The following is a 23,043-nucleotide window of genomic DNA, read 5'->3' on the forward strand; positions in this document are numbered from 1 at the left end:
TCGGGGACTTTCCGGGCGCCGCGTCCTCACGCCGTCGGGAGCACCTGCACCTGCTCGGCCTGCGGACCCTTGCGGCCCTCGGAGACCTCGAACTCGACCCGCTGGGTGTCCTCCAGGCTGCGGTAGCCGCTGCCGACGATCGAGCTGTAGTGCACGAAGACGTCCGGGCCGCCGTCGTCCTGGGAGATGAAGCCGTAGCCTTTCTCCGAGTTGAACCACTTGACCGTGCCTTGAGCCATTCCTTACTCCCTGGTCGCGCTGGGGCCGGGCACACGGCGGTGCGTCCGCGACCCATCGCGCAGAGTCTAGGAACAACCTCATGTCGACTTCCTACATTGACGCGGTGGTGTCGCGCCCCGCGCCCGCGGCGGCATAGTGGTGCAAAGTGGGTCGAACGACCTGCCTGGGGAGCACTCGGTGTGAAAGGTCTCACAGATTCCGCGCTGACGCCGCCCTGGCCACGGTGGGACGATGCCTGGGCAGGCGGCCGCGGTGTCTGCCCGCAGGGCCTCCCGCGCCTGCCCCACCGGGCACGGGAGCGAGGCGGCGCTGGGCCACCTGAAAACCCTCCCGGTCATGAGTTTCGCGCGACGACGCGCAGGATGAGGTAGACAGCCATGTCCTCGGCTCCCAGTGTCTCCTACTCGATCACCGTGCGCCTGGAGGCTCCCGCGCACGGCAGCGCGGTCAGTCAGCTGACCACCCTGGTCGAGTCCTCCGGAGGCTCGGTCACGGGCCTCGACGTCACCGCCTCGGGCCACGAGCGCCTGCGCATCGACGTGACCATCGCCGCCGCCTCCACCGCGCACTCCGAGGAGATCGTGGAGAAACTGCGCACGGTGGACGGCGTGGTGATCGGCAAGGTCTCCGACCGGACGTTCCTGATGCACCTCGGCGGCAAGATCGAGATGGCCGCCAAGCACCCGATCCGCAACCGCGACGACCTGTCGATGGTCTACACCCCGGGCGTGGCCCGCGTGTGCATGGCGATCGCGCAGAACCCGGACGACGCCCGCCGGCTCACCATCAAGCGCAACTCGGTGGCCGTGGTCACCGACGGCTCGGCCGTGCTGGGGCTGGGCAACATCGGTCCGAAGGCGGCCCTGCCGGTGATGGAGGGCAAGGCGGCCCTGTTCAAGCGGTTCGCCGGCATCGACGCCTGGCCGATCTGCCTGGACACCCAGGACACCGACGGCATTGTGGAGGCGGTCAAGGCGATCGCCCCCGGCTTCGCCGGCATCAACCTGGAGGACATCTCCGCCCCCCGCTGCTTCGAGATCGAGGAGCGGCTGCGCGAGGCGCTGGACATCCCGGTCTTCCACGACGACCAGCACGGCACCGCCATCGTGGTGCTGGCGGCGCTGACCAACGCCCTGCGGGTGGTCGGCAAGGAGATCGGGGACGTCCGCGTGGTGATGTCCGGTGCCGGCGCGGCCGGCACCGCGATCCTGAAGCTGCTGCTGGCGGCCGGGGTCAGGCACGCCGTCGTGGCGGACGTGCACGGCGTGGTGCACCGGGAGCGCGAGGACCTCAAGGAGCACAACTCCACGCTGCGCTGGATCGCCGAGAACACCAACCCGGACGGCGTCACCGGCACCCTGAAGGACGCCGTGCACGGCGCGGACGTCTTCATCGGCGTCTCCGCCCCGAACGTCATCGGCGCCGAGGAGGCGGCCGGCATGGCGGACGACGCGATCATCTTCGCGCTGGCCAACCCGGACCCGGAGATCGACCCGGTGACGGCCCGGCAGCACGCCGCGGTGGTGGCCACCGGACGCAGCGACTTCCCGAACCAGATCAACAACGTGCTGGTCTTCCCGGGCATCTTCCGCGGCCTGCTGGACGCGCAGAGCACCACGGTGAACACCGAGATGATGCTCGCGGCGGCCCGCGCGCTGGCCTCCGTGGTGCACGACGACCAGCTCAACGCCAACTACATCATCCCCAGCGTCTTCCACCCGGAGGTGGCCCAGGTGGTGGCCGCCGCGGTGCGCGAGGCTGCCCAGGCGAGCGGCGCCGCCACCACGGCCAAGTCGGTGGGCATGTCCACGGTCACCGGGGACGGCGGCGGCACCCCGCACGCCTGATCGGTCAACCCGGGTCCGTCACCGGTGGTCACCCGTGCCGGCCGTTCCGCCGGGGGAGTGCGGTCTCCCGGCCGGAACGGCCGTTTCGGCGGGTGTGACAATCAGCCCATGGAAAATGTCCGGTTTCTGGCGATCTGTCACGGTGTCCGAGGTGGGGAGTAGGGTCATGGCGAGGTCCACGGGGTTCCCGACTTCGGGATTCCCGGGCCCCGCGGGCAACTCGCCGTGCGCCGGATTCGCGTGTTGGCCCGTTCAACGTGCAGGATTCGTACCCGGGTAAGAGGTTTTGCACCGGTCCAGGCCCATTCGTCTGGACCGGCCGCAGGGACCGACGGGTCTCGCGCCGGCCGCCCGCACGCTCGCCGTCCAGCGGGCGCAGGCGCGGCGACGGCCCCCGCGGGGCGGCGAGTACCGCCCCGCGTCGTGGCCTCGAACTCGACCAGTTGGTGACGAAACACAGGAGTACACATGAACCGCAGTGAGCTGGTGGCCGCGCTGTCCGAGCGCGCCGAGGTGACCCGCAAGGACGCCGACTCCGTCCTCACGGCCCTCGCCGAGGTCGTCGGCGAGGTCGTCGCCAAGGGCGACGAGAAGGTCACCGTTCCCGGCTTCCTGACCTTCGAGCGCACCCACCGTGCCGCTCGTGTCGCGCGCAACCCGCAGACCGGCGACCCGATCGAGATCCCGGCCGGTTACAGCGTGAAGGTCTCCGCCGGCTCCAAGCTGAAGGCCGCCGCGGCCGGTAAGTGAGCCTCCCCATGGCCCCGGCCACGTCTCACGCCGGGCCCCGGTGCAGATGACGCGAGGGGCGGCCCCCACACCCGGTGGGGGCCGCCCCTCGCGTTCGTGGCCCGCGCGGCCCGCGTGGCCTGCGCCCGCTTCCGCGGGCTTCCGCGGTTTCCGGGACCGTCGCGCGGACCCGGCCGGGAGTCCTAGCCGCCCATCTCCACGTGCGCGCCGAGGTCGGCGAGCTTCTGCATGAAGTTCTCGTAGCCGCGGTTGATCAGGTCGATGCCGTGCACCGCCGAGGTGCCCTGGGCGGCCAGCGCGGCGATCAGGTAGGAGAAGCCGCCGCGCAGGTCCGGGATGACCAGTTCGGCGCCCTGTAGCTTGGACGGACCGGAGATCACCGCCGAGTGCAGGAAGTTGCGCTGCCCGAAGCGGCACGGGGTACCGCCCAGGCACTCCCGGTAGAGCTGGATGGTGGCGCCCATCTGGTTGAGCGCGCTGGTGAAGCCCAGCCGGCTCTCGTAGACCGTCTCGTGCACGATCGACAGGCCGCTGGCCTGCGTCAGCGCCACCACCAGTGGCTGCTGCCAGTCGGTCTGGAAGCCCGGCGCGACGTCGGTCTCCAGGGCGATCGCCTGCAGCGCGCCGCCGGGGTGCCAGAAGCGGATGCCGTCGTCGTCGATCTCGAAGGCGCCGCCGACCTTCCGGAAGACGTTCAGGAAGGTCATCATCGGCTGCTGCTGGGCGCCGCGCACGTAGATGTTGCCGCCGGTGGCCAGCGCCGCGCAGGCCCAGGACGCGGCCTCCAGGCGGTCCGGGATGGCCCGGTGGTTGTAGCCCTCCAGGCGGTCCACACCGGTGATCCGGATGACCCGGTCGGTGTCCATCGTGATGATGGCACCCATCTTCTGCAGCACGCAGATCAGGTCGGTGATCTCCGGCTCCACCGCCGCGTTGCGCAGCTCGGTGGTGCCCTCCGCCATCACGGCGGTCAGCAGCACCTGCTCGGTGGTGCCCACGCTCGGGTACGGCAGCTCGATCTTGGCGCCGCGCAGCCGCTGCGGGGCCTCCAGGTACAGGCCCTCGGGGCGCTTGTCCACGGTGGCGCCGAAGTGGCGCAGCACCTCCAGGTGGAAGTCGATCGGCCGGTCGCCGATGTGGCAGCCGCCGAGGCCCGGGATGAAGGCCCGGCCGAGCCGGTGCAGCAGGGGCCCGCAGAACAGGATCGGGATGCGGCTGGAGCCGGCGTGGGCGTCGATGTCCGCGACGGTGGCGCTCTCCACGTGGGTGGGATCCAGAAGCAGCTCGCCGCTGACGTCGCCGCCGCGTACCGTGACACCGTGCAGTTCGAGGAGCCCGCGCACGACCTTCACGTCCCGGATGTCGGGGACGTTGCGCAGTCTGCTGGGCGTGCTGCCGAGCAGTGCGGCAACCATGGCCTTGGGCACGAGGTTCTTCGCGCCGCGTACGTGGATCTCGCCTTCGAGCGGTGTGCCACCGTGAACGAGCAGGACGTCGTCGGTCATCGATCTCGCGATTCCTGGGGGGTGTGTCGGAGCTGCGAAGGCAAGATGCTTGCCCAAGCAAACGGTACGCCCTTGCGCAGCCAGCCCGGTGTCGGTGCCGGCGCCAATGTGATGGTAATGGCGCGAGCGGGGTCCCTTCGCCCAGGTGGACGACGGGTACCGCCCGGGTGGTTTCTTTCGGAACCGGATCGGCGTGTCGCCGCGTCCTCGCCATGTCCTGCGCTTACTGCGGAGCGTTACGTATGAGATTTCTGTGCACCACTGGGGTCATTGAGGCTTTAACGGTCCGGTCTGATGTGGGCGACGTCTCCATCTGGCGCCCGAATGCGGGATCATGGGCGCATGACCGAGGGTGACTCGCTCACCGGCCGCCTGCTCGTGGCGACGCCGGCGCTCGCCGACCCGAACTTCAACCGCGCGGTCGTCCTGCTGCTCGATCACGACGACGAGGGCTCGCTGGGCGTCGTGCTCAACAAGCCCACTCCCGTGGACGTCGCCGACGTCCTCCAGCCGTGGGCCGAACTGGCCGGGCGTCCGTCGGTGATCTTCCAGGGCGGCCCCGTCGCCCTGGACTCCGCGCTGGGCCTGGCCGCCGTGCCGGGACAGGGTGAGGAGCCGCTGGGCTGGCGGCGCGTGCACGGCGCGGTCGGCCTGGTGGATCTGGACGCGCCCCCCGAGCTGCTCGCCGCCGAACTGGCCTCGCTGCGCATCTTCGCCGGCTACGCCGGCTGGGCGCCCGGGCAGTTGGAGGACGAGCTCGCCGAGGGCGCCTGGTACGTGGTGGAGTCCGAACCGGGAGACGTCTTCTCGCTCGACCCGCGCCAGCTGTGGCGCAGCGTGCTGCGCCGGCAGCGGAGCGAGTTGGCGCTGATGGCGACCTATCCGGACGACCCCTCGCTGAACTGAGCCGGCCCGGCTGGCCGGGAGCCCGGGCCGGCCGCCCCGTCCGGCGGCCCCGTCCGGCGGCCCGGGCGAGCGGTCCGGGGCTCCACGTGGCGGGCGATCGGAGGGCCGAGTCCCTTAGATCTCGCGCCCCGTCTCCGTAGACTTGACCCTTATGAGCAGCACTCTCGAACCAGAGCGCGGTGCCGGCACCGGAACGCTGGTGGAGCCCACCCCGCAGATCTCCCACGGGGACGGCGACCACGAGCGCTTCGCGCACTACGTCCAGAAGGACAAGATCATGGAGAGCGCGATGTCCGGGACCCCGGTCGTCGCGCTCTGCGGGAAGGTCTGGGTGCCCGGCCGCGACCCGAAGAAGTACCCGGTCTGCCCGATGTGCAAGGAGATCTACGAGTCGATGGGCGCCTTCGGTGGCGACCGCGACAAGAGTGGCAAGGGCGGAGACAAGAGCCGCTGAGAATCCGCCGCGGGCCCGCACGGCCCGTGGGCGCGCCGAGCCGTCGAGAAGGCCGTCGGATCACCGATCCGGCGGCCTTCTGGCGTTGGCCCTCGGGCGTGGCCTTCTGGGTCGGCCTTCCGGGGTTTCCGGCCCGTCCTCGGAAGTGGGGGAGGGGCGGAGCCGGGAATTCCGGATGCCCCGGGGCGCTGGCGCCCCAGGGCGCGTCCCACCGGGCGGCCCTTCGCCGGTCCGGACCAATTTCCCGCTTTTGGTCTAGACCCCTTGTCCGTGCCGTGCCCGCCCCCTAGATTCCGCTGGGGCGACGCCCGCCGCCATCGGGGGCGCACCACGACACCGGCACGCCGACGGGCAGGGCGGTCTGCCCCGGCCGACGACTGAGGGAAGGGGCGGCAGCCCATGGATCTGGTACCCGCGCCCCGCCGCGCCACCCCGGGCGCCGGCGCCTTCACCCTCACCCGGGACACCACGCTCACCACGGTCGTGGAGCCGGTCGCCGGCGAGGCCCGGCCCACGGACCCGCGCGCCGGCGCGGCGGGGGCCGCCGTGCCCGGGGGCGCCGCGGCGGGGGGCGCCGCGGCGGGGGCCGTCGCGCCGTGGGCCGTCGAACCGGGGGCGGCGCTCCCACCGGGCACGGGTGACCGGGGCGATCCCGGCACGGCCGAACGCTGGCTGCGCTCCGCCCTCGGCGGCGCCACCGGCTATCCGCTGCCCCCGGCGCCGCCGTACCCCAGCCCGCCAGGCGCCACGCCGCCCGGCATCCGGCTGCTGCTCACCCCCTCGCTCGCCGGCCGGCTGGGGCCCGAGGGCTACCGGCTCCGGGCCAGCCCCGAAGCCCTCACCCTCACCGCGGCCACCCCCACCGGCCTGTTCTGGGCCGCCCAGACGCTGCGCCAGCTGCTCGGAGCGGACGCCCACCGCCGCGCGCCGGTCGGCCGCGGCCCGTGGACGGTGCCCGCCGTCGACATCGAGGACGCCCCCCGGCTGCGCTGGCGCGGCTGCCTGCTGGACGTCGCCCGGCACTTCATGCCCACCGGTGCCGTGTTGCGCATGATCGACCTGCTCGCCGCGCACAAGCTCAACGTGCTGCACCTGCACCTGACCGACGACCAGGGCTGGCGGGTGGAGATCCGGCGCCATCCCCGCCTCACCGAGGTCGGCTCCTGGCGGCACCGGACGATGCGCGGCTACCGAGGCTCGGGCGGCTACGAGGAGCGCCCGCACGGCGGCTACTACACCCAGGACGACCTGCGGGAGATCGTCGCCTACGCCGCCGAGCGGCACATCACCGTCGTCCCCGAGATCGACGTCCCCGGCCACTCCCAGGCGGCCATCGCCGCGTACCCCGAACTGGGCAACACGGACGTGGTCGACACCGCGGCGCTGCGCACCGGCACGGACTGGGGCATCGTCCCCAACGTGCTCGGCGTCTCCGACGGCGTGCTGCGCTTCTACGAGGACGTCCTGGAGGAGGTCCTGGAGATCTTCCCCTCCCGCTACGTCCACCTCGGCGGCGACGAGTGCGTCAAGGACCAGTGGCGGGCCTCCGCCGCGGCCCAGGCCCGCATCGCCGCCCTCGGGCTCGACGGGAGGGACGGCCGGGAGCCGGAGGAGGCGCTGCAGAGCTGGTTCGTCCGGCACTTCGCCGACTGGCTCGCCGCGCGCGGGCGGCGGATGGTCGGCTGGGACGAGATCCTGGACGGCGGGCCGCTCGCCGAGGGCGCGGTGGTCTCCTCCTGGCGCGGCTACGCGGGCGGGATCGCCGCCGCCGTCGCCGGCCACGACGTGGTGATCTGTCCCGAGCAGCAGGTCTACCTGGACCACCGGCAGGCGCCGGGGGAGGAGGAGCCGATCCCGGTGGGGTACGTCCGCACCCTGGAGGACGTCTACCGCTTCGAGCCGGTGCCGCCGGCACTCGCCCGCGACCCGGCGCTGGCCGCGCGGGTGATGGGCGCCCAGGCCAACATCTGGACGGAGTTCCTGGACTCCCCGAGGGCGGTGGACTACGCCGCCTTCCCGCGGCTGGCCGCCTTCGCCGAGGTGGTGTGGAGCCCGCTGCGCGAGCCGGCCGACCGGGACGTCGCGGAGTTCCGCCGCCGGATGGAGACCCACTACCGGCGGCTGGACGCCCTGGGCGTCGAGTACCGGCACCCGGACGGGCCGCGCCCCTGGCAGCGCCGCCCCGGCATCGCCGGCCGCCCGATCGACGGCCCGCCCCCGGAGCGGTGAGGGGGTGGGGTGTGGGCGCGGATCCGGGTGCGGGCGCAGGTCCGCCGCGGGTGCCGTTGCCGCTGGCGATCGGTCCGCGGACGTGCGGACGAGCGTGGTGGGCGTGGTGGGCGTGACCAGTGTGGTGGGCGTGACGAGAGAGCCGACCGCCACGCACCACCACGCATCACACCCCCACGCGCGGCGGGCTGCAACTGTGGTCGCCGAGGCCACCGTGGTCCCTCGCGCCACATGGCCAACGCCCCGTAGGGGGCCCGAAGGGGGACCCCCTTGTTTCCACGATGGCATGGGGCCCGGGCGCGCCGCAGCCCCCTGCTTCCAGCCTGTGGACAACTCCCGATAGGGCCATGACAAAGGGTTGGCGTTGTGGTGGGGGAGGGAACCGGGCAGCAGGGCCGGCGGAGGCTGGGGGCGCGGTGAGGGGTGGGCCCAGCGTCACCGCGGCGTGGAGCAGGGGGCACCATAGGGGGATACGCATGTGGAGCGGGCTGTTCCCTGCCACGGCCCACTCGGAGCGCGTCCACCCCACTCATCGCCCACCTCACGGCTCTTCGCGGCATCCCGGGCACTTCGCTCACAGATGCGGCGTTTGTCCCCTTGGGTGACGGAAGAGGGGACGGCGGATGTGTGCTTAAGTTGCCGGAATCCGCGGGAGAGGCCGTAGCGTACGGGCGGGAGGCGACGGTCAGAGGGCACGGTGGTGCGCAGGTGAAGGAAACGATCATGATGCCGGAGACGGTCGAGGAGGCCGTCAACGCACTCGTCGCCATGCCGGAGGCCGTCCCGGTGGCCGGGGGAACCGACCTCATGGTCGCCGTCAACTCCGGGACCTTGCGGCCCGCCGCCCTGATCGGCCTCGGCCGGATCGCCGGGCTGCGCGGCTGGGAGTACCGGGACGGGCACGCCGTGCTCGGCGCCGGCCTGACCCTGGCGCGCGCCGGCCGCCCCGACTTCGCGGCGCTCATCCCCGCCCTCGCCGAAGCCGCCAGATCGGCCGGCCCCTCACAGACCCGCAACGTCGCCACCATCGGCGGAAACCTCGTCACCGCCGCCCGCCACGGCGACACCCTCCCGGTGCTCGCCGCCCTGGACGCGGTGGTCCTGTGCACCGGCCCCGACGGCACCCGGGAGGTGCCGGTCGGACACCTGCTCACCGGGATGGACCCGCTGCGCCCGGCCGAACTCGTCGTCGCCGTCAAGATCCCGCTGCTGCACGCGCCGCAGGTGTTCCTCAAGGTCAGCGGTCGCGGCGGGCCGTCCCGGGCCGAGGTCTCCGTCGCCATCGCCCTGGACCCCGCGCGCCGGGCCGTGCGCTGCGCGGTCGGAGCCGTGGCGCCGATCCCGTTGCGTCCGCTGGACGCCGAGGGGTGGGTGTCCGGTTGCATCGAGTGGGACGGGACGCGCACCATCGGGCCCGACGCCTGCCAGGCGTTCGGCGAGTACGTGGCCGCCGCGTGCGTTCCGGAGACGGAGCAGCCACCGGGCCAGGTGGCCGAGCCGAAGTCAACCGTCGACCATCGCAGGCGGACCGTCGCCGCGTTGGCCCGCCGAGCACTGGGGAGGGTGTTGTCGTGACCGAAGGGCCGACCGAGATCCCCGCGGGGTCGGTGCACCCCGCCTCGCAGTTCCCGCTGGTCCCGACCCAGGTGCCACCGGCTCAGGCCACCCAGCTGCCGCATGTGCACGTCACCCACATAGAGGTTCCGCTGACGTCCGGGGAGGACGCCGAGGGAGCCGAGGACGCGGAGGACGCCCCCGGCGGCGCGCCGGCCGAGGGTGCCGCGGCGGGCGGACCGGCGGCCGGGGTGCCCACCGCCCGTCAGCACACCGAGCACTGGCCGCAGGGGGGCGCCGGCATCCCCGGCCCCCGCCCGACCGACGCCTATCCGCGGGGCGGGTACGCCGAGGGCCAGTACCCGGAAGGCCAGTACGCGGAAGGGCAGTACGCGGAAGGGCAGTACCCGGAAGGCCGGTACCCCGAGCAGTACGCGGACGGCGGGTACCCGGCCGAGGGGTATCCGGCGCCGGGGTACGCCGAGCAGCCCGGTCACGACGGCGGCTACGGCTACCCCGGCCCCGAGGGCTACCCCTCCGCCGGGTACCCCGCCGAGGGGTACGGCGCCGAGATGTACACCGGATACGCGGAGCGGCCGTACGCCGAGCAGCCGTACGGGGACGGCGCGTACCCGGCCGGTGGCGCCGCCCCGTCGGGCTACGGCGAGCAGCCCGGCTACGGCGGCGGCTACGACGCCCCGGAGCGGCCCGCCACGGACGCCCGCCCCGACGGCGGCTACCCCACCGAGGCGCACCGGGCCGAGCCGCATCCGGCTGGGCCGCATCCAGCCGAGCCGCGCCCCGACGAGCGGCATCCGGTCGACCCGCACTACGGCGACGAGGCGTCGCTGGGTCAGCACCTGGCCGGCGTGCACCCGGGCGGCTACGACTACGGCGATCCGGCCCCCGCCACCGAGCCCGCGCGCGCCCTGGACGCCCCCTACTCCCGCGGCGGACACTCCGAGGATCCGTGGCAGGGCGTGGTGGACGAGCCGCAGTTCGATCCGGCGTTCTCCCCCTACGCCCAGGAGACCCGCACCGCCGACGTGCACTCCTTCGGGCGAACCACACCGCAGGAGCGTGCCGGGCGGGAGCCGGCCGCGCGCCCCACGCCGCCGAGCGATGCCGGTCACGTCCCGGGGGCCGGCCAGGTTCCCGGCGCCGGCCAGGTCCCGGGTACCGGCCGGATGCCCGACCGCGACCGTGTTCAGGGGCAGCCCCTCGGGGCGGTGCCGCCCGCCGCCGGCGGTTTCGGCAACGCGTGGCAGGAGGTCCCGGAGGAGACCCAGTACGTCTCCATCGACGACCTGATCGACGCCGAGACCACCCGGTTCGGCGTGCTGCGGGCACCGTTCGCCCAGCCTCCCGCCGCGGGTGACGCCTCCGCGGAGCGCGCCGCCGCCCTCGACCCCACCGGGCGTCCGGAACTCGTCAGCGGGCCGGGCCTGCCGCGCGGCACCGTCGGCTCGTCGGCCGCACAGCCGGCCGCGCCCTCGGGGGGCGCCGCCGCCCCCGGCGCCCAGCGGGCCGCGGCCGTCTCGGCGGCGACGCACCAGCCGTCGGCCGGGAACACCCACCCCACCCCCGGCGCCGCCACCGGCCCGGTCGCCTCCGAGCGCCACGTCGACGACCACTCCGGCGGCCGTCCCGGGGAACCCGGCGAGGGCCACCCCGAGGGTCCCGCCGCCGACGCCGTGTCCGGCGGTGCCGCCGACGACGGCGGTGGCGGCGGCCATGACAACGGCGGCCCCCACATCGGCGGCGCCGACCAAGGCGGTTCCGGCGGCGGTGCGCCCGCGGAGGGCGTCCCCGCCGGCGGCACCGCTCCGGCCGCGATCCCACCCGCTGGGACCACACCCGCTGTGGCCACACCGGGCGGGACCGCCCCGGCGGGCGGTGCCCCGGCCTCCGCCCCCGGCGAGCCGGCGGAGCAAGTGGCCCAGCAGACCACCGAGCACAACGCCGCCGAGCAGGCCGCTCGGCCGGCGGCTGCCGGGAGCACGGCCACCCCCACCGCCGACGGCCCCGGCACCCCGGGGAGCCCCGACGCCCCCGGAGCCGCCGTCCCCGCCCCCGGCACGCCCGGCGGCGCGGCGCGGCCCGCCGCCGACTCCGACGACGGGGAGCCCGCCACGCCCGGCCGCCACATCCCGGACACCCCCACAGCCACCTACCGGCTGCACGTCAACGGCACCGAACGGCTGATCGAGGACGCCTGGATCGGTGAGAGCCTGCTCTACGTGCTGCGCGAGCGGATCGGCCTGGCCGGTGCCAAGGACGGCTGCCGCGAGGGCGAGTGCGGCGCCTGCTCGGTGCACCTGGACGGCCAGCTGGTCGCCGCCTGCCTGGTGCCGGCGGCCACCTCGGCGGGCAGCGACATCCGCACCGTCGAAGGGCTCGCCGAGGAGGGCACCCCCTCCGACGTGCAGCGGGCGCTCGCCGAATGCGGCGCCGTGCAGTGCGGCTACTGCGTGCCCGGCATCGCCATGGCCCTCCACGACCTGCTGGAACGCAATCCCGACCCCGACGAGGCGGAGACCCGCGAGGCGCTCGGTGGCAACCTGTGCCGGTGCACCGGCTACCGCGGGGCCCTGCTCGCCGCCCGACGCGTCGCCAAGGTCCGGTCGGCCCAAGCGGTCGAACGCCTCCGGGAACGCGAGGCCCGACGGGAGCGGGCCGCCGCCGGGGCGCCGGCGGAGGCCCCCGCACCCGCCCAGCTCGCCGACGAAGCCCGCCCGGAGAACCCCGCATGACCCAGCCGACCCCCGATCCCGGAGCCGAACCGCCCGCCGCCGCACACCCCGGGCCGACCCACACCGCGGGCGCCCAGCCGGGAGCCGCCGGAGCCGCGCCGGGAGCCGTCCCGCCCGCCGACGCGCCTGGCGCGGCGGGGCCCGGCGCCGCCGACGCCGCGCGCCCGACCGGTGCGGTGGAGCCGGTCCACCCCGCCCACCCCGTGCTCGGTCAGCCGGGGTGGCGCGAGGACGCCGCGCAGCGCGCCCAGGGCGGCTTCGCCTTCCCCTCCGACCTGTGGGCGGAGGGCCTGCTGTGGGCGGCGGTGCTGCGCTCACCGCACCCGCACGCCCGCATCGTCTCCATCGACCCCTCGCCCGCGCTGCGCATCCCCGGGGTGCACGCCGTGATCACCGCGGACGACGTGCCCGGTGACCCGGCCTACGGCCGGCGGATCGCCGACCGCCCGGTGTTCGCCCGGGACGTCGTCCGGCACCACGGCGAGCCGGTGGCCGCCGTGGCCGCCGACCACCCCGACACCGCACGACTGGCCGCCGCCGCCATCGCCGTCGAGTACGAGCCCCTGGAGGCGGTGACCGACCCGCAGCAGGCCTTCAGCGCGTCCGTGCAGGCCGCGGAGGCGGCCGACGGCGCGGGGCCCGCCCCGTCCGGGCACATCGTCCGCCACATCCCGCTGGTCTTCGGCGACGCCGAGGCGGTCGGCGAGGTCATGGTGGAGGGCCTGTACCGGGTGCTGGCGCAGGACCCGGCGCCGATCGGCACCGAGGCCGGGCTCGCCGTCCCCCGCCCGGACGGCGGCGTCGAACTGCACGTGGGCTCCACCGACCCGCACGCCGACCGGGACGCCACCGCGCACTGCCTCGGCCTGCCCGCCGAGCGGGTCCGCATCGTGGTCCCCGGCGTGCCCGGGGCCACCAGCGACCGGGAGGACGTGGGGCTGCAGGTGGTGCTGGGGCTGCTGTGCCTGCGCACCGGCCGCCCGGTGAAGGTGGTGCTCAACCGCACCGAGTCGTTCGCCGCGCACCCGCACGGCCACGCCGGCCTCCTCCGCTACCGCCACCACGCCACCCGGGACGGCCGGCTGGTGAAGGTGGAGGCGCAGATCCTGCTGGACGCCGGCGCCTACGGCGACGAGTCCGCGACCACGCTGGGCACCGCCGTGGCGCTGTCCGCCGGCCCGTACGTGGTGCCGCACGTCTTCGTCGAGGGCTGGGCGGTGCGCACCAACAACCCGCCCGCCGGCCGGCTGCACGGCGAGGGCGCCGGGCAGGTGTGCTTCGCCCACGAGTCGCAGATGGACCGGCTGGCGGCGGCGCTCGGCATGGAGCCGCTGCAACTGCGCCAGCGCAACCTGATGGACAGCGGTGACCTGCTGCCCACCGGGCAGGTGGTGCCGGGCGTGGCTCCGGTGGAAGCGCTGCTGAAGGCGGTCGCCTCCGAGCCGCTGCCCCAGCCGGTGCCGTCCTGGGCACGCTCCTCCTCCGCCCCGGCCACGGGTCCCGGCCCCGCAGCGGGCGGTGCCGCCGCGGTGGTGCCCCCGCCCGGGGCTCCCGCCGAGGTGCCCGCCGCCCCGGACGCCCCGGTGGCCCCCGCAGGCCAGGCCGGCTCGCCCGACCAGCCCGCCCCGAGCGCCCCACCGGCCCCCGGCGCCCCGGATGCCGCGGCTGCCCCTGCTGCTCCGGGTGTCGCGGCCGAGGTCACCGGCGGCGACGGCGGGTCCGGCGACGGCACGCCCGGCGTCGCCGCTGCCGGCGGTGACACCGCCGGCGCGGACGCCCAGGCCGCGATCGACCTCGCGCTGCTGCCCGGCGGCCGGCTCGGCGGCGCCGACCCGGCGACCGTGCGGCGCGGCGTCGGCTACGCCGTCGGCATGGTGCCGGTGCTCGGCACCGAGGGCGCCGACGAGGTCGCCACCGCCACCGTCCGGCTGGACGACGGCGTGGCCACCGTGATCTGCGCCGCCGTGGACCCCGGCAGCGGCTTCGGCACGCTGGCGCAGCAGATCGTCCGGGACGTCCTCGGCGTCACCGAGGTGCGGCTGGCGCCGGTCGACACCGACCAGCCGCCGGCCGGCCGCTCCGCGGCGAGCCGTCAGACCTGGGTCTCCGGCGGCGCCGTGGAGCGCGCGGCCCGCATGGTGCGCACCCAGCTGCTGCAGCCGGTGGCGGCGGAGTTCGGCATGTCCGCCGAACTGCTCGCCATCCAGGACGGCACCATCCGCTCCTACGACGGCCTGCACAGCCGGCCGGTCGCCGAGGTCGCCGCGGGCAAGGAGCTGTGGGCCACCGCCCAGTGCCGCCCCAACCCCACCGCCGCGCTCGGCCCGGACGGCCGCGGCAGCGCCTTCGTCGGCCTGGCCTTCGCCGCCCAGCGGGCCGTGGTCGACGTCGACCTGGAACTGGGCACGGTGCGTGTCGTCGAGGTGACCGCCGCCCAGGACGTGGGCCGGGCACTGAACCCGGCCCAGGTCGGCGCCCGGATCGAAGCCGGCGTCGCGCGCGGCGTCGGACACGCGCTCACCGAGGGGCTGCGCTGGTCGCAGGGCGTCCCGGAGAACCCGAGCTTCGCCGGGTACCTGCTGCCCACCGCAGTCGACGTGCCGCCGGTCCGGATCGCGGCGCTGCTGGAGGAGCGCGATCCGGTCGCCCCGCTGGGCGCCAAGCCGGTCGGCGCGGCACCGTCCGTCGTGGCCGCCGCCGCCGTGGCCTCCGCCGTACGCGCGGCCACCGGCCGGCCGGTCAACCGGCTGCCGATCCGGCCGCAGGACGCGGCGCTGCGCCCGGTGTGACGCGGGCGGCGGCCGACGGGGTGCCGTACCCGTCGGCCGCCGCCCACCTCCCGGCACCGTCGCGCCCCTCCCCCCACCCGCGCGAGCGCTGTGATCCGCGCCACATGTGAGGCTTGACGCTCGGTGGGCCGACCGGGCCGGACGTCGCCGGAGGGGCGGCCGGCGAGGGGTACGCTTTCCCGGTTGCCCTTGCCCGGACACGGCCGCGACGCGACCGCCCCGCGGTCGCCCGACGCCGTGCCGGTCCCGGCGCCGCGACCGTGGCGGCTGCCGGGGCCGGATCGACCATCCCGGAGAACGTGAGCACCTCAGCCGCATCCCACCTGCCCCCCGCCTTCCCCGGGAGGGCTCCCTGGGGCACCGCGCAGAAGCTCCGCGCCTGGCAGCAGGCCGCCCTGGACGAGTACCTGCGGCGCCAGCCGCGCGACTTCCTGGCGGTGGCCACCCCCGGCGCGGGGAAGACGACGTTCGCGCTGCGCATCGCCGCCGAACTGCTGAACCGCCACATCGTGCAGCAACTCACCATCGTCGCCCCCACCGAGCACCTGAAGAAGCAGTGGGCGGAGGCCGCCGGCCGGGTCGGCATCCGGATCGACCCGGACTACTCCAGCTCCTCCGGCCCGCTCGGCCGGGAGTACGACGGCCTCGCCGTCACCTACGCCGGCGTGGGCGTCCACCCCATGCTGCACCGCAACCGCTGCGAGAGCCGCAAGACCCTCGTCATCCTCGACGAGATCCACCACGCCGGGGACTCGCTCTCCTGGGGCGAGGCCGTCTCCGAGGCCTTCGAGCCGGCCACCCGCCGCCTCGCCCTCACCGGAACGCCGTTCCGCTCCGACACCAACCCCATCCCGTTCGTCTCCTACGCCGAGGGAGCCGACGGCGTGCGGCGCAGCGCCGCCGACTACACCTACGGCTACGGCCACGCGCTCGCCGACGGCGTCGTCCGCCCGGTGATCTTCCTGTCCTACTCGGGCAACATGCGCTGGCGGACCAAGGCGGGCGACGAGATCGAGGCGCGGCTCGGCGAGCCGATGACCAAGGACGCCATCAGCCAGGCCTGGCGCACCGCGCTCGACCCGCACGGCAACTGGATGCCGAACGTGCTGCGCGCCGCCGACCAGCGCCTGAGCGAGGTCCGCAAGTCCATCCCGGACGCCGGCGGCCTGGTCATCGCCACCGACCACGAGGCCGCCCGCGCCTACGCCCGGATGCTGCGGGAGATCACCGGGCACGGCGCCACCCTGGTGCTCTCCGACGACTCCGGCGCCTCCAAGCGCATCGAGGACTTCAGCGCCTCCACCGACCGGTGGATGGTGGCGGTGCGGATGGTGTCCGAGGGCGTGGACGTGCCCCGGCTGGCCGTCGGCGTCTACGCCACCTCCATCTCCACGCCGCTGTTCTTCGCCCAGGCGGTGGGCCGGTTCGTGCGCGCCCGGCGGCGCGGCGAGGTGGCCTCCGTGTTCCTGCCGTCCGTGCCGACCCTGCTGAGCTTCGCCAACGAGATGGAGGCGCAGCGCGACCACGTCCTGGACCGGCAGAAGGCCAAGCAGGGCGAGGAGGGGCTGTACGACCAGGAGGAGGCGCTGCTCGCCGAGGCGAACCGGGAGAACGACGGGCCGGGCGAGCAGGAGGGGCTGCCGTTCGAGGCGCTGGAGTCGGAGGCGACCTTCGACCGGGTGCTGTTCGACGGCAACGAGTTCGGCATGCAGGCGCAGCCGGGCAGCCCGGAGGAGGCCGACTACCTGGGCATCCCGGGGCTGCTGGAGCCGGATCAGGTGCAATTGCTGCTGCAGCGGCGGCAGTCCCGCCAGCTGGCCAAGGACCGCAAGGAGGCGGCGCGGCGCGGCGAGGTGCCGGGGCTGCCGGCGCAGGACCGGCCGGTGATCACCCACCGTCAGCTGCTCGACCTGCGTCGCCAGCTGAACACGCTGGTGGGCGCCTACCACCACGCCTCCGGCAAGCCGCACGGCTCCATCCACACCGAGCTGCGGCGGGTCTGCGGCGGGCCGCCGGCCGCGCAGGCGACGGCGTCCGAGCTGAAGGACCGCATCGCGAAGATCCAGGAGTGGGCGACCCGCATGCGCTGAGCCGGGCGCCTGCGCGGGCCCCGGGCCGAGCCGGGCCGGGGCCCGCGGCGTCCCCCGGGGCGCGACGCGCGGCCCGCGCACCGGCCGCCGGGGCGGACGTTTCCCGAAATCGACGCCCCGACGGGGTGGCAGGTTTGCGCCTGGAACGACGAGTTCCTGACACCGGGCTGATATCCGTCCCGTTACGTCCGTATTTCGTTGTCTAGTGGGTGAACATCGCGTTCGAATACTGGACGCTCGCTTCCGCATTGCGTGCACCGGAGTTACGTTTCTGGCCTCACGCCAACACGCGTGGTAGGGAGGGGAGCACCCGTGGTCGCCGAGGTTTCCCAGACACTGGATCGAGGCTTGCGGCTGTTGAAGCTGCTCGCCGACTCCTCACAGGGCCTGACCGTCACCGAGATGGCGGGACGGCTGGAAGTCAACCGCACCGTCGTCTACCGGCTGCTCACCACCCTGGAACAGCACGCCCTGGTCCGCCGGGACATCCAGGGCCGGGCGCGCATCGCCCCCGGGGTGCTGCACCTGGCCTACCAGGTGCACCCGCTGCTGCGGGACGTCGCCGGCCCGGCGCTGCGCCGGCTCGCCGACGACCTCGGCAGCACCGCGCACCTCACGCTCGCCGAGGGCTCCGACGCCATCGTGGTGGCCGTCGCCGAGCCCACCTGGACCGACTACCACGTCGCCTACCGCGTCGGCATGCGCCACCCGCTGGAGCGGGGCGCGGCCGGCCGGGCCATCCTCGCCCAGCGCGCCGGCGAACTGCCGCGCACCGGCCCGCGCTACGTCCGGGTCTCCGACGACTGCCGCGGCGGAACGCCGGGTGTCGCCTCCCCGCTGCGCGGTTTCCCCGGCATGGAGGGTTCCGTCGGCGTGCTGCTGCTGGAGGACGTCGCCGACGAGGGCGTCGGCGACCGCGTCGTCCAGGCCGCCGACGAGATCGCCGAACTCATGCGCTGAGGGCGGCGGGGACCGCCGGGCCACGTGTTCCGGGTGGGACGGGCCTCCGGCGGCCCCCGCCGACTGTTTTAATGCCGGGGTGTCCTGGTTCTCGCCTCGGGCCGGCCTGTTGGCCCTGAGCACCGTGCTGGTCGCCGCGCTCCTCGCCGTGGCCGCGACGGTGCCGCTGCCCTACGTCCTCACCCTGCCGGGTGCCACCGCCGACACCCTCGGGGAGCACGACGGCACGCCGCTGGTCAGCGTCAGCGGCGTGCCCACCCGGGAGACCGACGGTGAGTTGAGGCTGACCACCATCGTCGGCACCCTGCCGGACAGCACCATGCGGATGACCGACATCGTCGACGCCTGGTTCGACGGCTCCGAGGCCGTGATGCCGCGCACCGCCCTCTACGGCACCAGCGAGGACGTGCAGGAGATCGAGCAGCACAACCAGGAGGCCATGACGGAGTCCCAGTCCGCCGCGGTCACCGCCGCGCTGAACTGGCTCGGGCTGTCCGCGGACGAGGTGAGCGTGGAGCTGAGCCTGGAGGACGTCGGCGGCCCCAGCGCCGGCCTGATGTTCACCCTGGGGATCATCGACACCATCGGGCAGGAGGGCCTGCCGGAGCTGGCCGGCGGCCGGGTCATCGCCGGCACCGGGACGATAGCGCCGGACGGCACGGTCGGCCCGGTGAGCGGAGTCCCCCTGAAGGTGCTGGCGGCCGACCGGGACGGCGCCGAGGTCTTCCTGCTGCCCCCCGCCGAGTGCGGCGACGCCGAGGCCACCGCGCCCGACGGGCTCCGGCTGGTGCCGGTGTCCAGCCTGGACGAGGCCATCGACTCCCTCATCGCCCTCTCCTCCGGCACCGGCTCCGTCCCGTCCTGTTGATTCCTCCGGTACGGGGCGGACGCCGGGCCGTCGCTGGTCGCGCGCTGGGGCCGGCTGGCACGGCTGGGCACGGCTCGGAACGGCTGGGCACTGTGGCAGGGGTGGGCACTGTGGCAGGGGTGGTCACCGACAGGAACATGCCAGCCCCCGAGACGGAAGCCGACCTTTGGTCTGGGGGGACCCCCTGCTTTCAGGATCCCACGGCGCGATAACGCAGCGCAGCCCCCTTCTTGCAGCCTGTGGATAACTTCGATGCCGGGGGGCCGGGGCGCGCATTCGGTGCGGCCCCGGCCGATCCGGTCGCCTGATCAGGTCTCACCGCCTGACGGGTCTTACGGCCCGACCAGGCCACCCTCCGGTCAGGGTCTCACCACCTGACGGTCTCACCGCCTGATCAGGACTCTCCGGCGACGAAGGTCCGGGCCATCTTGTCGTGCCAGCACTGCCGCCACGGGCGGTCGAAGACGCACCACAGGGAGTCCACGATCCCGATCACCAGCACGCCGAGCAGTTGCCCCGTCAGCCAACGGCGCACCACCTGCCCGAACGAGGGGGTGTCGTGCGCCTCGATGTCCACCACCCGGACCTTCGCCAGCCGCTTGCCGAGCGTGCGTCCCCAGCGGGCGGTCGGCAGCGCCTCGTAGAGGAAGCCGAGGACCAGCAGCGTGGCCAGCCAGATCCCCAGGTAACCGGAGGTGGTGCCGTCGATCAGCCACACGCGGACGTTCTCGCCGCTCTGCAGGGCGGCGTCGATCTTGCCGTCGATGTGGGCGATCGAGGCCAGCAGCAGCGGCACGCCCACCGCGGCGGACAGGCCGACCACCACGACGTTGTCCAGCAGCCGGGCCACCAGCCGCCGACCCAGGGTCGCCGGCCGGGCCTGCTGCTGTTCGAACGGGCTGCTGCGCGGCGGCGGGATCCACCCGGGCAGGTCCTGGTCGGCCGCGGCAGCGGCCGCCGCCGGCGGGAAGGGCGCGGGCGGCGGTACGGGCTGGCCGGGGAAACCCGGCTGCCCGCCCGGGCCCGGCTGCCCGGGCGCAGCCGGCATGGGCTGACCGGGCGCCCCGACGGCAGGCCCGCCGCTCGGGAAGGGGGCGGGAGCCGGCGGCCGCGCGCCCGGATGGAGCGGCGCGGGCGCTCCCGCGACACCGGGCGCTCCCGTGACGCCCGGCGGTAGCGGCGCGCCGTGCGTGGGTGCGGCGACCGGGGAGGCGGGTGCGGGCGCCGGCGCGGGGCCGGGTACCGCCGCGCGTGCCGCCGCCTCGATCGGGGGGACGGCCGCCGGCGGGGTGGCGGGCGCGCTGCGCGGGAAGGGCTGCGCGGCCGGAGCGCCCGTACCGCGCGGATCCGATGACGCACCGCGCGGATCCGACGACGCGCCACGTGGGTCCGACACGGCACGCGGATCCGGGACGCCGCGCGGGTCGGGCGCCGTCGTGGCGTCACCCGGACGGGCTCCCGCCGCGGGGCGACGGGCGGCGGCGCCCCACTCGACCGCCTGCGGAGTGCCGCCGGTGGTGTGCGGGTCGGTGGGCTGGGTGTAGCGGAGTCCGTCCCAGGGGCCCGGCTCCGTCCTCCCCGCGGGCTGACCGCCCTGGGCCGGCTGGCCTCCTTGTCCCGGGTTGCCTCCCTGCCCCGGCTGGCCGGCCTGTCCGCCCTGACCGGTGCCGCGGGCCGTGTCGCCCGCCGGATCGGCCACGCGTGCGGAAGGCTCGGCCTGACGCGCGGCCGCCTCCCCGGCGCCGGCCGTCCCGCCCGTGGGCGTTTGGCCGGCATCCTCCGCCGCCGGCTCCGGGTCCGCCCGCCGCGAGGCGCCGGCGTCCGAGGACGGCTCCCCGGCGGCGGCAGCCGCACCACCCCCGGCAGCCGCACCACCACCTCCGGCGGTGGCGCTGGACGGCGGGAACTGGGCCAGCGAGGGCAGGGACGGAGGCCGCACGAAGTCCGGCGGATCGAGGATCTCCCCCGGTGCGGGCGCGGGACGGCTGGTGCCGGAGACCCAGGACACCCCGTCCCAGTACCGCACGAACCCCGGCACGGAGGGGTCGGCGTAGTAGCCGGGGCCGGGGGTACCGCCCGAGCCGTCGGATGAACCGGTGGAGGGAAGGGCCGTCATGTCCGCTCTGCCAATGTCCGCTGTCTGCTGATGGTGCGTGGTGAAGGGCAGGAATGCCGCGATGCGCAACCAAGTATCGGGCTTGGGCCGCTCGCAGGGGAGACCTCCCACGCGTTGTCATGCTGCCGTAACCAAGCGTAGTGCCCTCGGCGGCTCCCGCGCTGCACCCGAACGGGGCACTTCATCCGGAGCGGGATGCCCGAAATGACGGTCAATGTAGCAGAACGTATGGGTTCATTCCGTCGTCCGGAATGGAATTCGGGGAGTTCCCGGATCGGCGGTGGCCGAAAACGGAGGGTTCACCAAGTAGTTACCGACCCTCCCGTTCGGGGGGATTCGTCACGCGTCATACTGTGTGACATGACGCACGGTGGATATCCCGACCCGCAGGGAGGCAACCCCTACGCGGGAGGGCCTTACGGGCAGTCAGGCGGATATGGCCAGCAACCGCCCTACGGCCAGCAGCCGGCCGGCGGGTACGGCCAGCCGGGCTACGGCTACCCGCAGCAGGGGGGTGGCCAGGGCTACGGATACCCCGCACCGGGTGCCCCGCAGGGCTACGGATACCCGGCCCAGGGCGGGTACGGAATGCCGGGCGGTGCCCCGATGGGCGGAATGCCGCCGCTGGCGACGAGCGGTCAGCGGTTCCTCGCCCGGTTGCTGGACTGGCTGGTCGTCGGCCTGCCGACGGTCATCGTCGTGGTGGTCATCATCGGCGTGAGCGCCGTGGGAGCGGACACCTCCGACCCTGACACCGCCACGGCCCTCGCGATGGGCGGCCTCTTCGGGTACACCCTGCTGCCCTACCTGGTCTTCTTCCTCTACGAGGGCATCATGGTCTCCCGTAGCGGCCAGACCCTGGGCAAGAGGTGGATGGGCATCCGGGTGGCCCGACTGCAGGACGGCGGGGTCCCCGGTGGCGCCGGCTGGGGCCGCACGGCGATGTACCTGCTGCCGGGCATGGTGCCGTACCTCGGCTTCGTCTACGGGCTGCTCAACCCGCTGTGGCACCTGTGGGACCAGCCCTACCGGCAGTGCCTGCACGACAAGGCCGTCCGGACCGTGGTGGTCTCGACCCGCTGACGGCCGGCGCTTCCCGGCGACGCGGTCGCCAGGGCCGCCAGGAGGACCTCCTCCTGGCGGCCCTTTCCGTTCTGCCCGGCCGGGCGCGCTGTTCCGCGATCCGAGTGAGAAAGCGGGCGACCGGGGCGTTTCTCTTCGTGCCGGGCCGGTCCAGTGCCGAGCATCGCGCTATGGCGAACGACGACGCGGGACACCAGCCGCCCCCACCCGACGGGCCGGGCGGCAAGGACATCGGAGGCGAACCCCCGACCGGCCCCACCCCCCAGGGCGGCCCGGGGGCGGCGGGTGCCCCGGGCACTCCCGGCGCCGTGCCCGGCGGGCACGGGGTTCCCGGCACCCCCGGGGCCCAGCCACCGCCCGGGGCCCAGCCACCGCCGGGCGACTACGGAGTGCCCAGCGCGTACCCCACCGGCCCGTTCCCCGCCGGGCCCGAGGTCGCCACGCCGCCGCTGGCTCCCAGCTGGCGCCGCCTGGTGGCCCGGATCATCGACGGGCTCATCATCGGCCTCGTCGCCTCGATCATCACCTGGATCTTCCTCGATCCCGAGACCACGATCGGGCAGCAGCTCGCCGGGCTGATCAGCGTCCTGGGCTACTTCGTCTACGAGGCGCTGATGCTCAGCGCCCGCGGGCAGACCCTCGGGAAGATGGCCGTGCGCATCCGGGTCGCCATGCTGGCGACCGGCGAGACGCCGCGCGGCGGCCCGGCCTGGATCCGCGCCGCCGTCTACAGCCTGCCCACCGTGGTGGTGTGCCTGGGCACGCTCTTCTGGCTGCTCAACGTGCTCTGGCACCTGTGGGACAAGCCGTACCGCCAGTGCATCCACGACAAGGCCGCCCGGACGGTCGTCGTCGAGGCGCGCTGACGCATTACCAGATTCCGGCCCGCGGCGACAGCC

16 protein-coding genes and 1 pseudogene are annotated in these 23,043 nt (G+C 74.6%); 13 read left to right on the forward strand and 4 right to left on the reverse strand.

What is annotated here, in order from left to right:
- Positions 1 to 26: 26 nt before the first annotated feature.
- The gene (locus FHU37_RS15990; protein ID WP_179814857.1) at positions 27 to 239 is read right to left on the reverse strand and encodes a cold-shock protein; all 213 of its coding nucleotides are present in this window, start codon (positions 237 to 239) and stop codon (positions 27 to 29) included.
- A 378-nt stretch (positions 240 to 617) separates the two neighbouring features.
- On the opposite strand from FHU37_RS15990, the gene FHU37_RS15995 reads away from it, so the two are divergent.
- Both FHU37_RS15995 and FHU37_RS16000 read left to right on the forward strand, forming a co-directional pair.
- Positions 618 to 2,087, forward strand: coding sequence for an NAD-dependent malic enzyme (locus tag FHU37_RS15995; protein WP_179814858.1), 1,470 nt, complete (start codon positions 618 to 620; stop codon positions 2,085 to 2,087).
- Between the two features lie 468 nt (positions 2,088 to 2,555).
- Positions 2,556 to 2,837, forward strand: coding sequence for an HU family DNA-binding protein (locus tag FHU37_RS16000; protein ID WP_179814859.1), 282 nt, complete (start codon positions 2,556 to 2,558; stop codon positions 2,835 to 2,837).
- A 182-nt stretch (positions 2,838 to 3,019) separates the two neighbouring features.
- Here the strand turns inward: FHU37_RS16000 and murA are convergent, their stop codons facing one another.
- Positions 3,020 to 4,342 (reverse strand): UDP-N-acetylglucosamine 1-carboxyvinyltransferase, encoded by a 1,323-nt coding sequence (gene murA, locus FHU37_RS16005; RefSeq protein ID WP_179814860.1) that lies wholly within the window; start codon positions 4,340 to 4,342, stop codon positions 3,020 to 3,022.
- Positions 4,343 to 4,684: 342 nt separating this feature from the next.
- On the opposite strand from murA, the gene FHU37_RS16010 reads away from it, so the two are divergent.
- The 9 genes from FHU37_RS16010 to FHU37_RS16050 all read left to right on the forward strand — a co-directional run bounded on the left by FHU37_RS16010 (position 4,685) and on the right by FHU37_RS16050 (position 18,945).
- Positions 4,685 to 5,248 carry a YqgE/AlgH family protein gene (locus tag FHU37_RS16010; protein ID WP_179814861.1) on the forward strand — a complete coding sequence of 188 codons (564 nt, stop codon included), beginning with the start codon at positions 4,685 to 4,687 and terminating at the stop codon, positions 5,246 to 5,248.
- A 151-nt stretch (positions 5,249 to 5,399) separates the two neighbouring features.
- Entirely contained in the window at positions 5,400 to 5,702 is a 303-nt protein-coding gene (locus FHU37_RS16015) for a DUF3039 domain-containing protein (RefSeq protein WP_179814862.1), read from the forward strand.
- Positions 5,703 to 6,101: 399 nt separating this feature from the next.
- Positions 6,102 to 7,931 (forward strand): beta-N-acetylhexosaminidase, encoded by a 1,830-nt coding sequence (locus FHU37_RS16020; RefSeq protein ID WP_179814863.1) that lies wholly within the window; start codon positions 6,102 to 6,104, stop codon positions 7,929 to 7,931.
- A 726-nt stretch (positions 7,932 to 8,657) separates the two neighbouring features.
- Positions 8,658 to 9,506, forward strand: a complete 849-nt coding sequence (locus FHU37_RS16025; protein WP_179816305.1) for an FAD binding domain-containing protein — start codon at positions 8,658 to 8,660, stop codon at positions 9,504 to 9,506.
- A complete protein-coding gene (locus FHU37_RS16030; RefSeq protein WP_312892630.1) occupies positions 9,503 to 12,238 on the forward strand; it encodes a 2Fe-2S iron-sulfur cluster-binding protein in 2,736 nt (911 codons plus the stop codon). Before FHU37_RS16025 ends, FHU37_RS16030 begins: the two co-directional genes overlap by 4 nt.
- Complete coding sequence (locus FHU37_RS28250; RefSeq protein WP_246449924.1) at positions 12,235 to 15,027, forward strand: xanthine dehydrogenase family protein molybdopterin-binding subunit; 2,793 nt, start codon at positions 12,235 to 12,237, stop codon at positions 15,025 to 15,027. The genes FHU37_RS16030 and FHU37_RS28250 overlap by 4 nt, the downstream gene beginning before the upstream one ends.
- 299 nt (positions 15,028 to 15,326) lie before the next feature.
- A complete protein-coding gene (locus tag FHU37_RS16040) occupies positions 15,327 to 17,117 on the forward strand; it encodes a DEAD/DEAH box helicase (RefSeq protein ID WP_179814864.1) in 1,791 nt (596 codons plus the stop codon).
- Between the two features lie 312 nt (positions 17,118 to 17,429).
- Positions 17,430 to 18,077: an IclR family transcriptional regulator gene (locus FHU37_RS16045; protein WP_179814865.1), complete on the forward strand. Its 648-nt coding sequence runs from the start codon at positions 17,430 to 17,432 to the stop codon at positions 18,075 to 18,077.
- Positions 18,078 to 18,156: 79 nt separating this feature from the next.
- A complete protein-coding gene (locus FHU37_RS16050) occupies positions 18,157 to 18,945 on the forward strand; it encodes a S16 family serine protease (RefSeq protein ID WP_179814866.1) in 789 nt (262 codons plus the stop codon).
- A gap of 394 nt (positions 18,946 to 19,339) precedes the next feature.
- Here the strand turns inward: FHU37_RS16050 and FHU37_RS28255 are convergent, their stop codons facing one another.
- Both FHU37_RS28255 and FHU37_RS28260 read right to left on the reverse strand, forming a co-directional pair.
- Complete coding sequence (locus tag FHU37_RS28255) at positions 19,340 to 19,993, reverse strand: RDD family protein (RefSeq protein ID WP_246450957.1); 654 nt, start codon at positions 19,991 to 19,993, stop codon at positions 19,340 to 19,342.
- A 963-nt stretch (positions 19,994 to 20,956) separates the two neighbouring features.
- Positions 20,957 to 21,061, reverse strand: a pseudogene (locus FHU37_RS28260) (DUF2510 domain-containing protein); the annotation flags it as partial.
- Between the two features lie 360 nt (positions 21,062 to 21,421).
- Between FHU37_RS28260 and FHU37_RS16060 the strand changes: the two are divergent.
- Both FHU37_RS16060 and FHU37_RS29035 read left to right on the forward strand, forming a co-directional pair.
- On the forward strand, positions 21,422 to 22,144 hold the full coding sequence (locus FHU37_RS16060; RefSeq protein WP_179814868.1) for an RDD family protein: 723 nt from the start codon (positions 21,422 to 21,424) through the stop codon (positions 22,142 to 22,144).
- A gap of 170 nt (positions 22,145 to 22,314) precedes the next feature.
- On the forward strand, positions 22,315 to 23,010 hold the full coding sequence (locus tag FHU37_RS29035) for an RDD family protein (protein ID WP_179814869.1): 696 nt from the start codon (positions 22,315 to 22,317) through the stop codon (positions 23,008 to 23,010).
- The last annotated feature ends 33 nt before the right edge of the window (positions 23,011 to 23,043 follow it).

This window comes from Allostreptomyces psammosilenae, from assembly GCF_013407765.1.
Classification (GTDB): Bacteria; Actinomycetota; Actinomycetes; order Streptomycetales; family Streptomycetaceae; genus Allostreptomyces; species Allostreptomyces psammosilenae.

Excerpts from the sequence above, each read along its gene's own strand:
- FHU37_RS15990 (WP_179814857.1), bottom strand. The coding sequence starts at position 239 with ATGGCTCAAGGCACGGTCAAGTGGTTCAACTCGGAGAAAGGCTACGGC.
- FHU37_RS15995 (WP_179814858.1), top strand. The coding sequence starts at position 618 with ATGTCCTCGGCTCCCAGTGTCTCCTACTCGATCACCGTGCGCCTGGAG.
- FHU37_RS16000 (WP_179814859.1), top strand. The coding sequence starts at position 2,556 with ATGAACCGCAGTGAGCTGGTGGCCGCGCTGTCCGAGCGCGCCGAGGTG.
- murA (WP_179814860.1), bottom strand. The coding sequence starts at position 4,342 with ATGACCGACGACGTCCTGCTCGTTCACGGTGGCACACCGCTCGAAGGC.
- FHU37_RS16010 (WP_179814861.1), top strand. The coding sequence starts at position 4,685 with ATGACCGAGGGTGACTCGCTCACCGGCCGCCTGCTCGTGGCGACGCCG.
- FHU37_RS16015 (WP_179814862.1), top strand. The coding sequence starts at position 5,400 with ATGAGCAGCACTCTCGAACCAGAGCGCGGTGCCGGCACCGGAACGCTG.
- FHU37_RS16020 (WP_179814863.1), top strand. The coding sequence starts at position 6,102 with ATGGATCTGGTACCCGCGCCCCGCCGCGCCACCCCGGGCGCCGGCGCC.
- FHU37_RS16025 (WP_179816305.1), top strand. The coding sequence starts at position 8,658 with ATGCCGGAGACGGTCGAGGAGGCCGTCAACGCACTCGTCGCCATGCCG.
- FHU37_RS28250 (WP_246449924.1), top strand. The coding sequence starts at position 12,235 with ATGACCCAGCCGACCCCCGATCCCGGAGCCGAACCGCCCGCCGCCGCA.
- FHU37_RS28255 (WP_246450957.1), bottom strand. The coding sequence starts at position 19,993 with ATGCCGGCTGCGCCCGGGCAGCCGGGCCCGGGCGGGCAGCCGGGTTTC.
- FHU37_RS16060 (WP_179814868.1), top strand. The coding sequence starts at position 21,422 with ATGACGCACGGTGGATATCCCGACCCGCAGGGAGGCAACCCCTACGCG.
- FHU37_RS29035 (WP_179814869.1), top strand. The coding sequence starts at position 22,315 with ATGGCGAACGACGACGCGGGACACCAGCCGCCCCCACCCGACGGGCCG.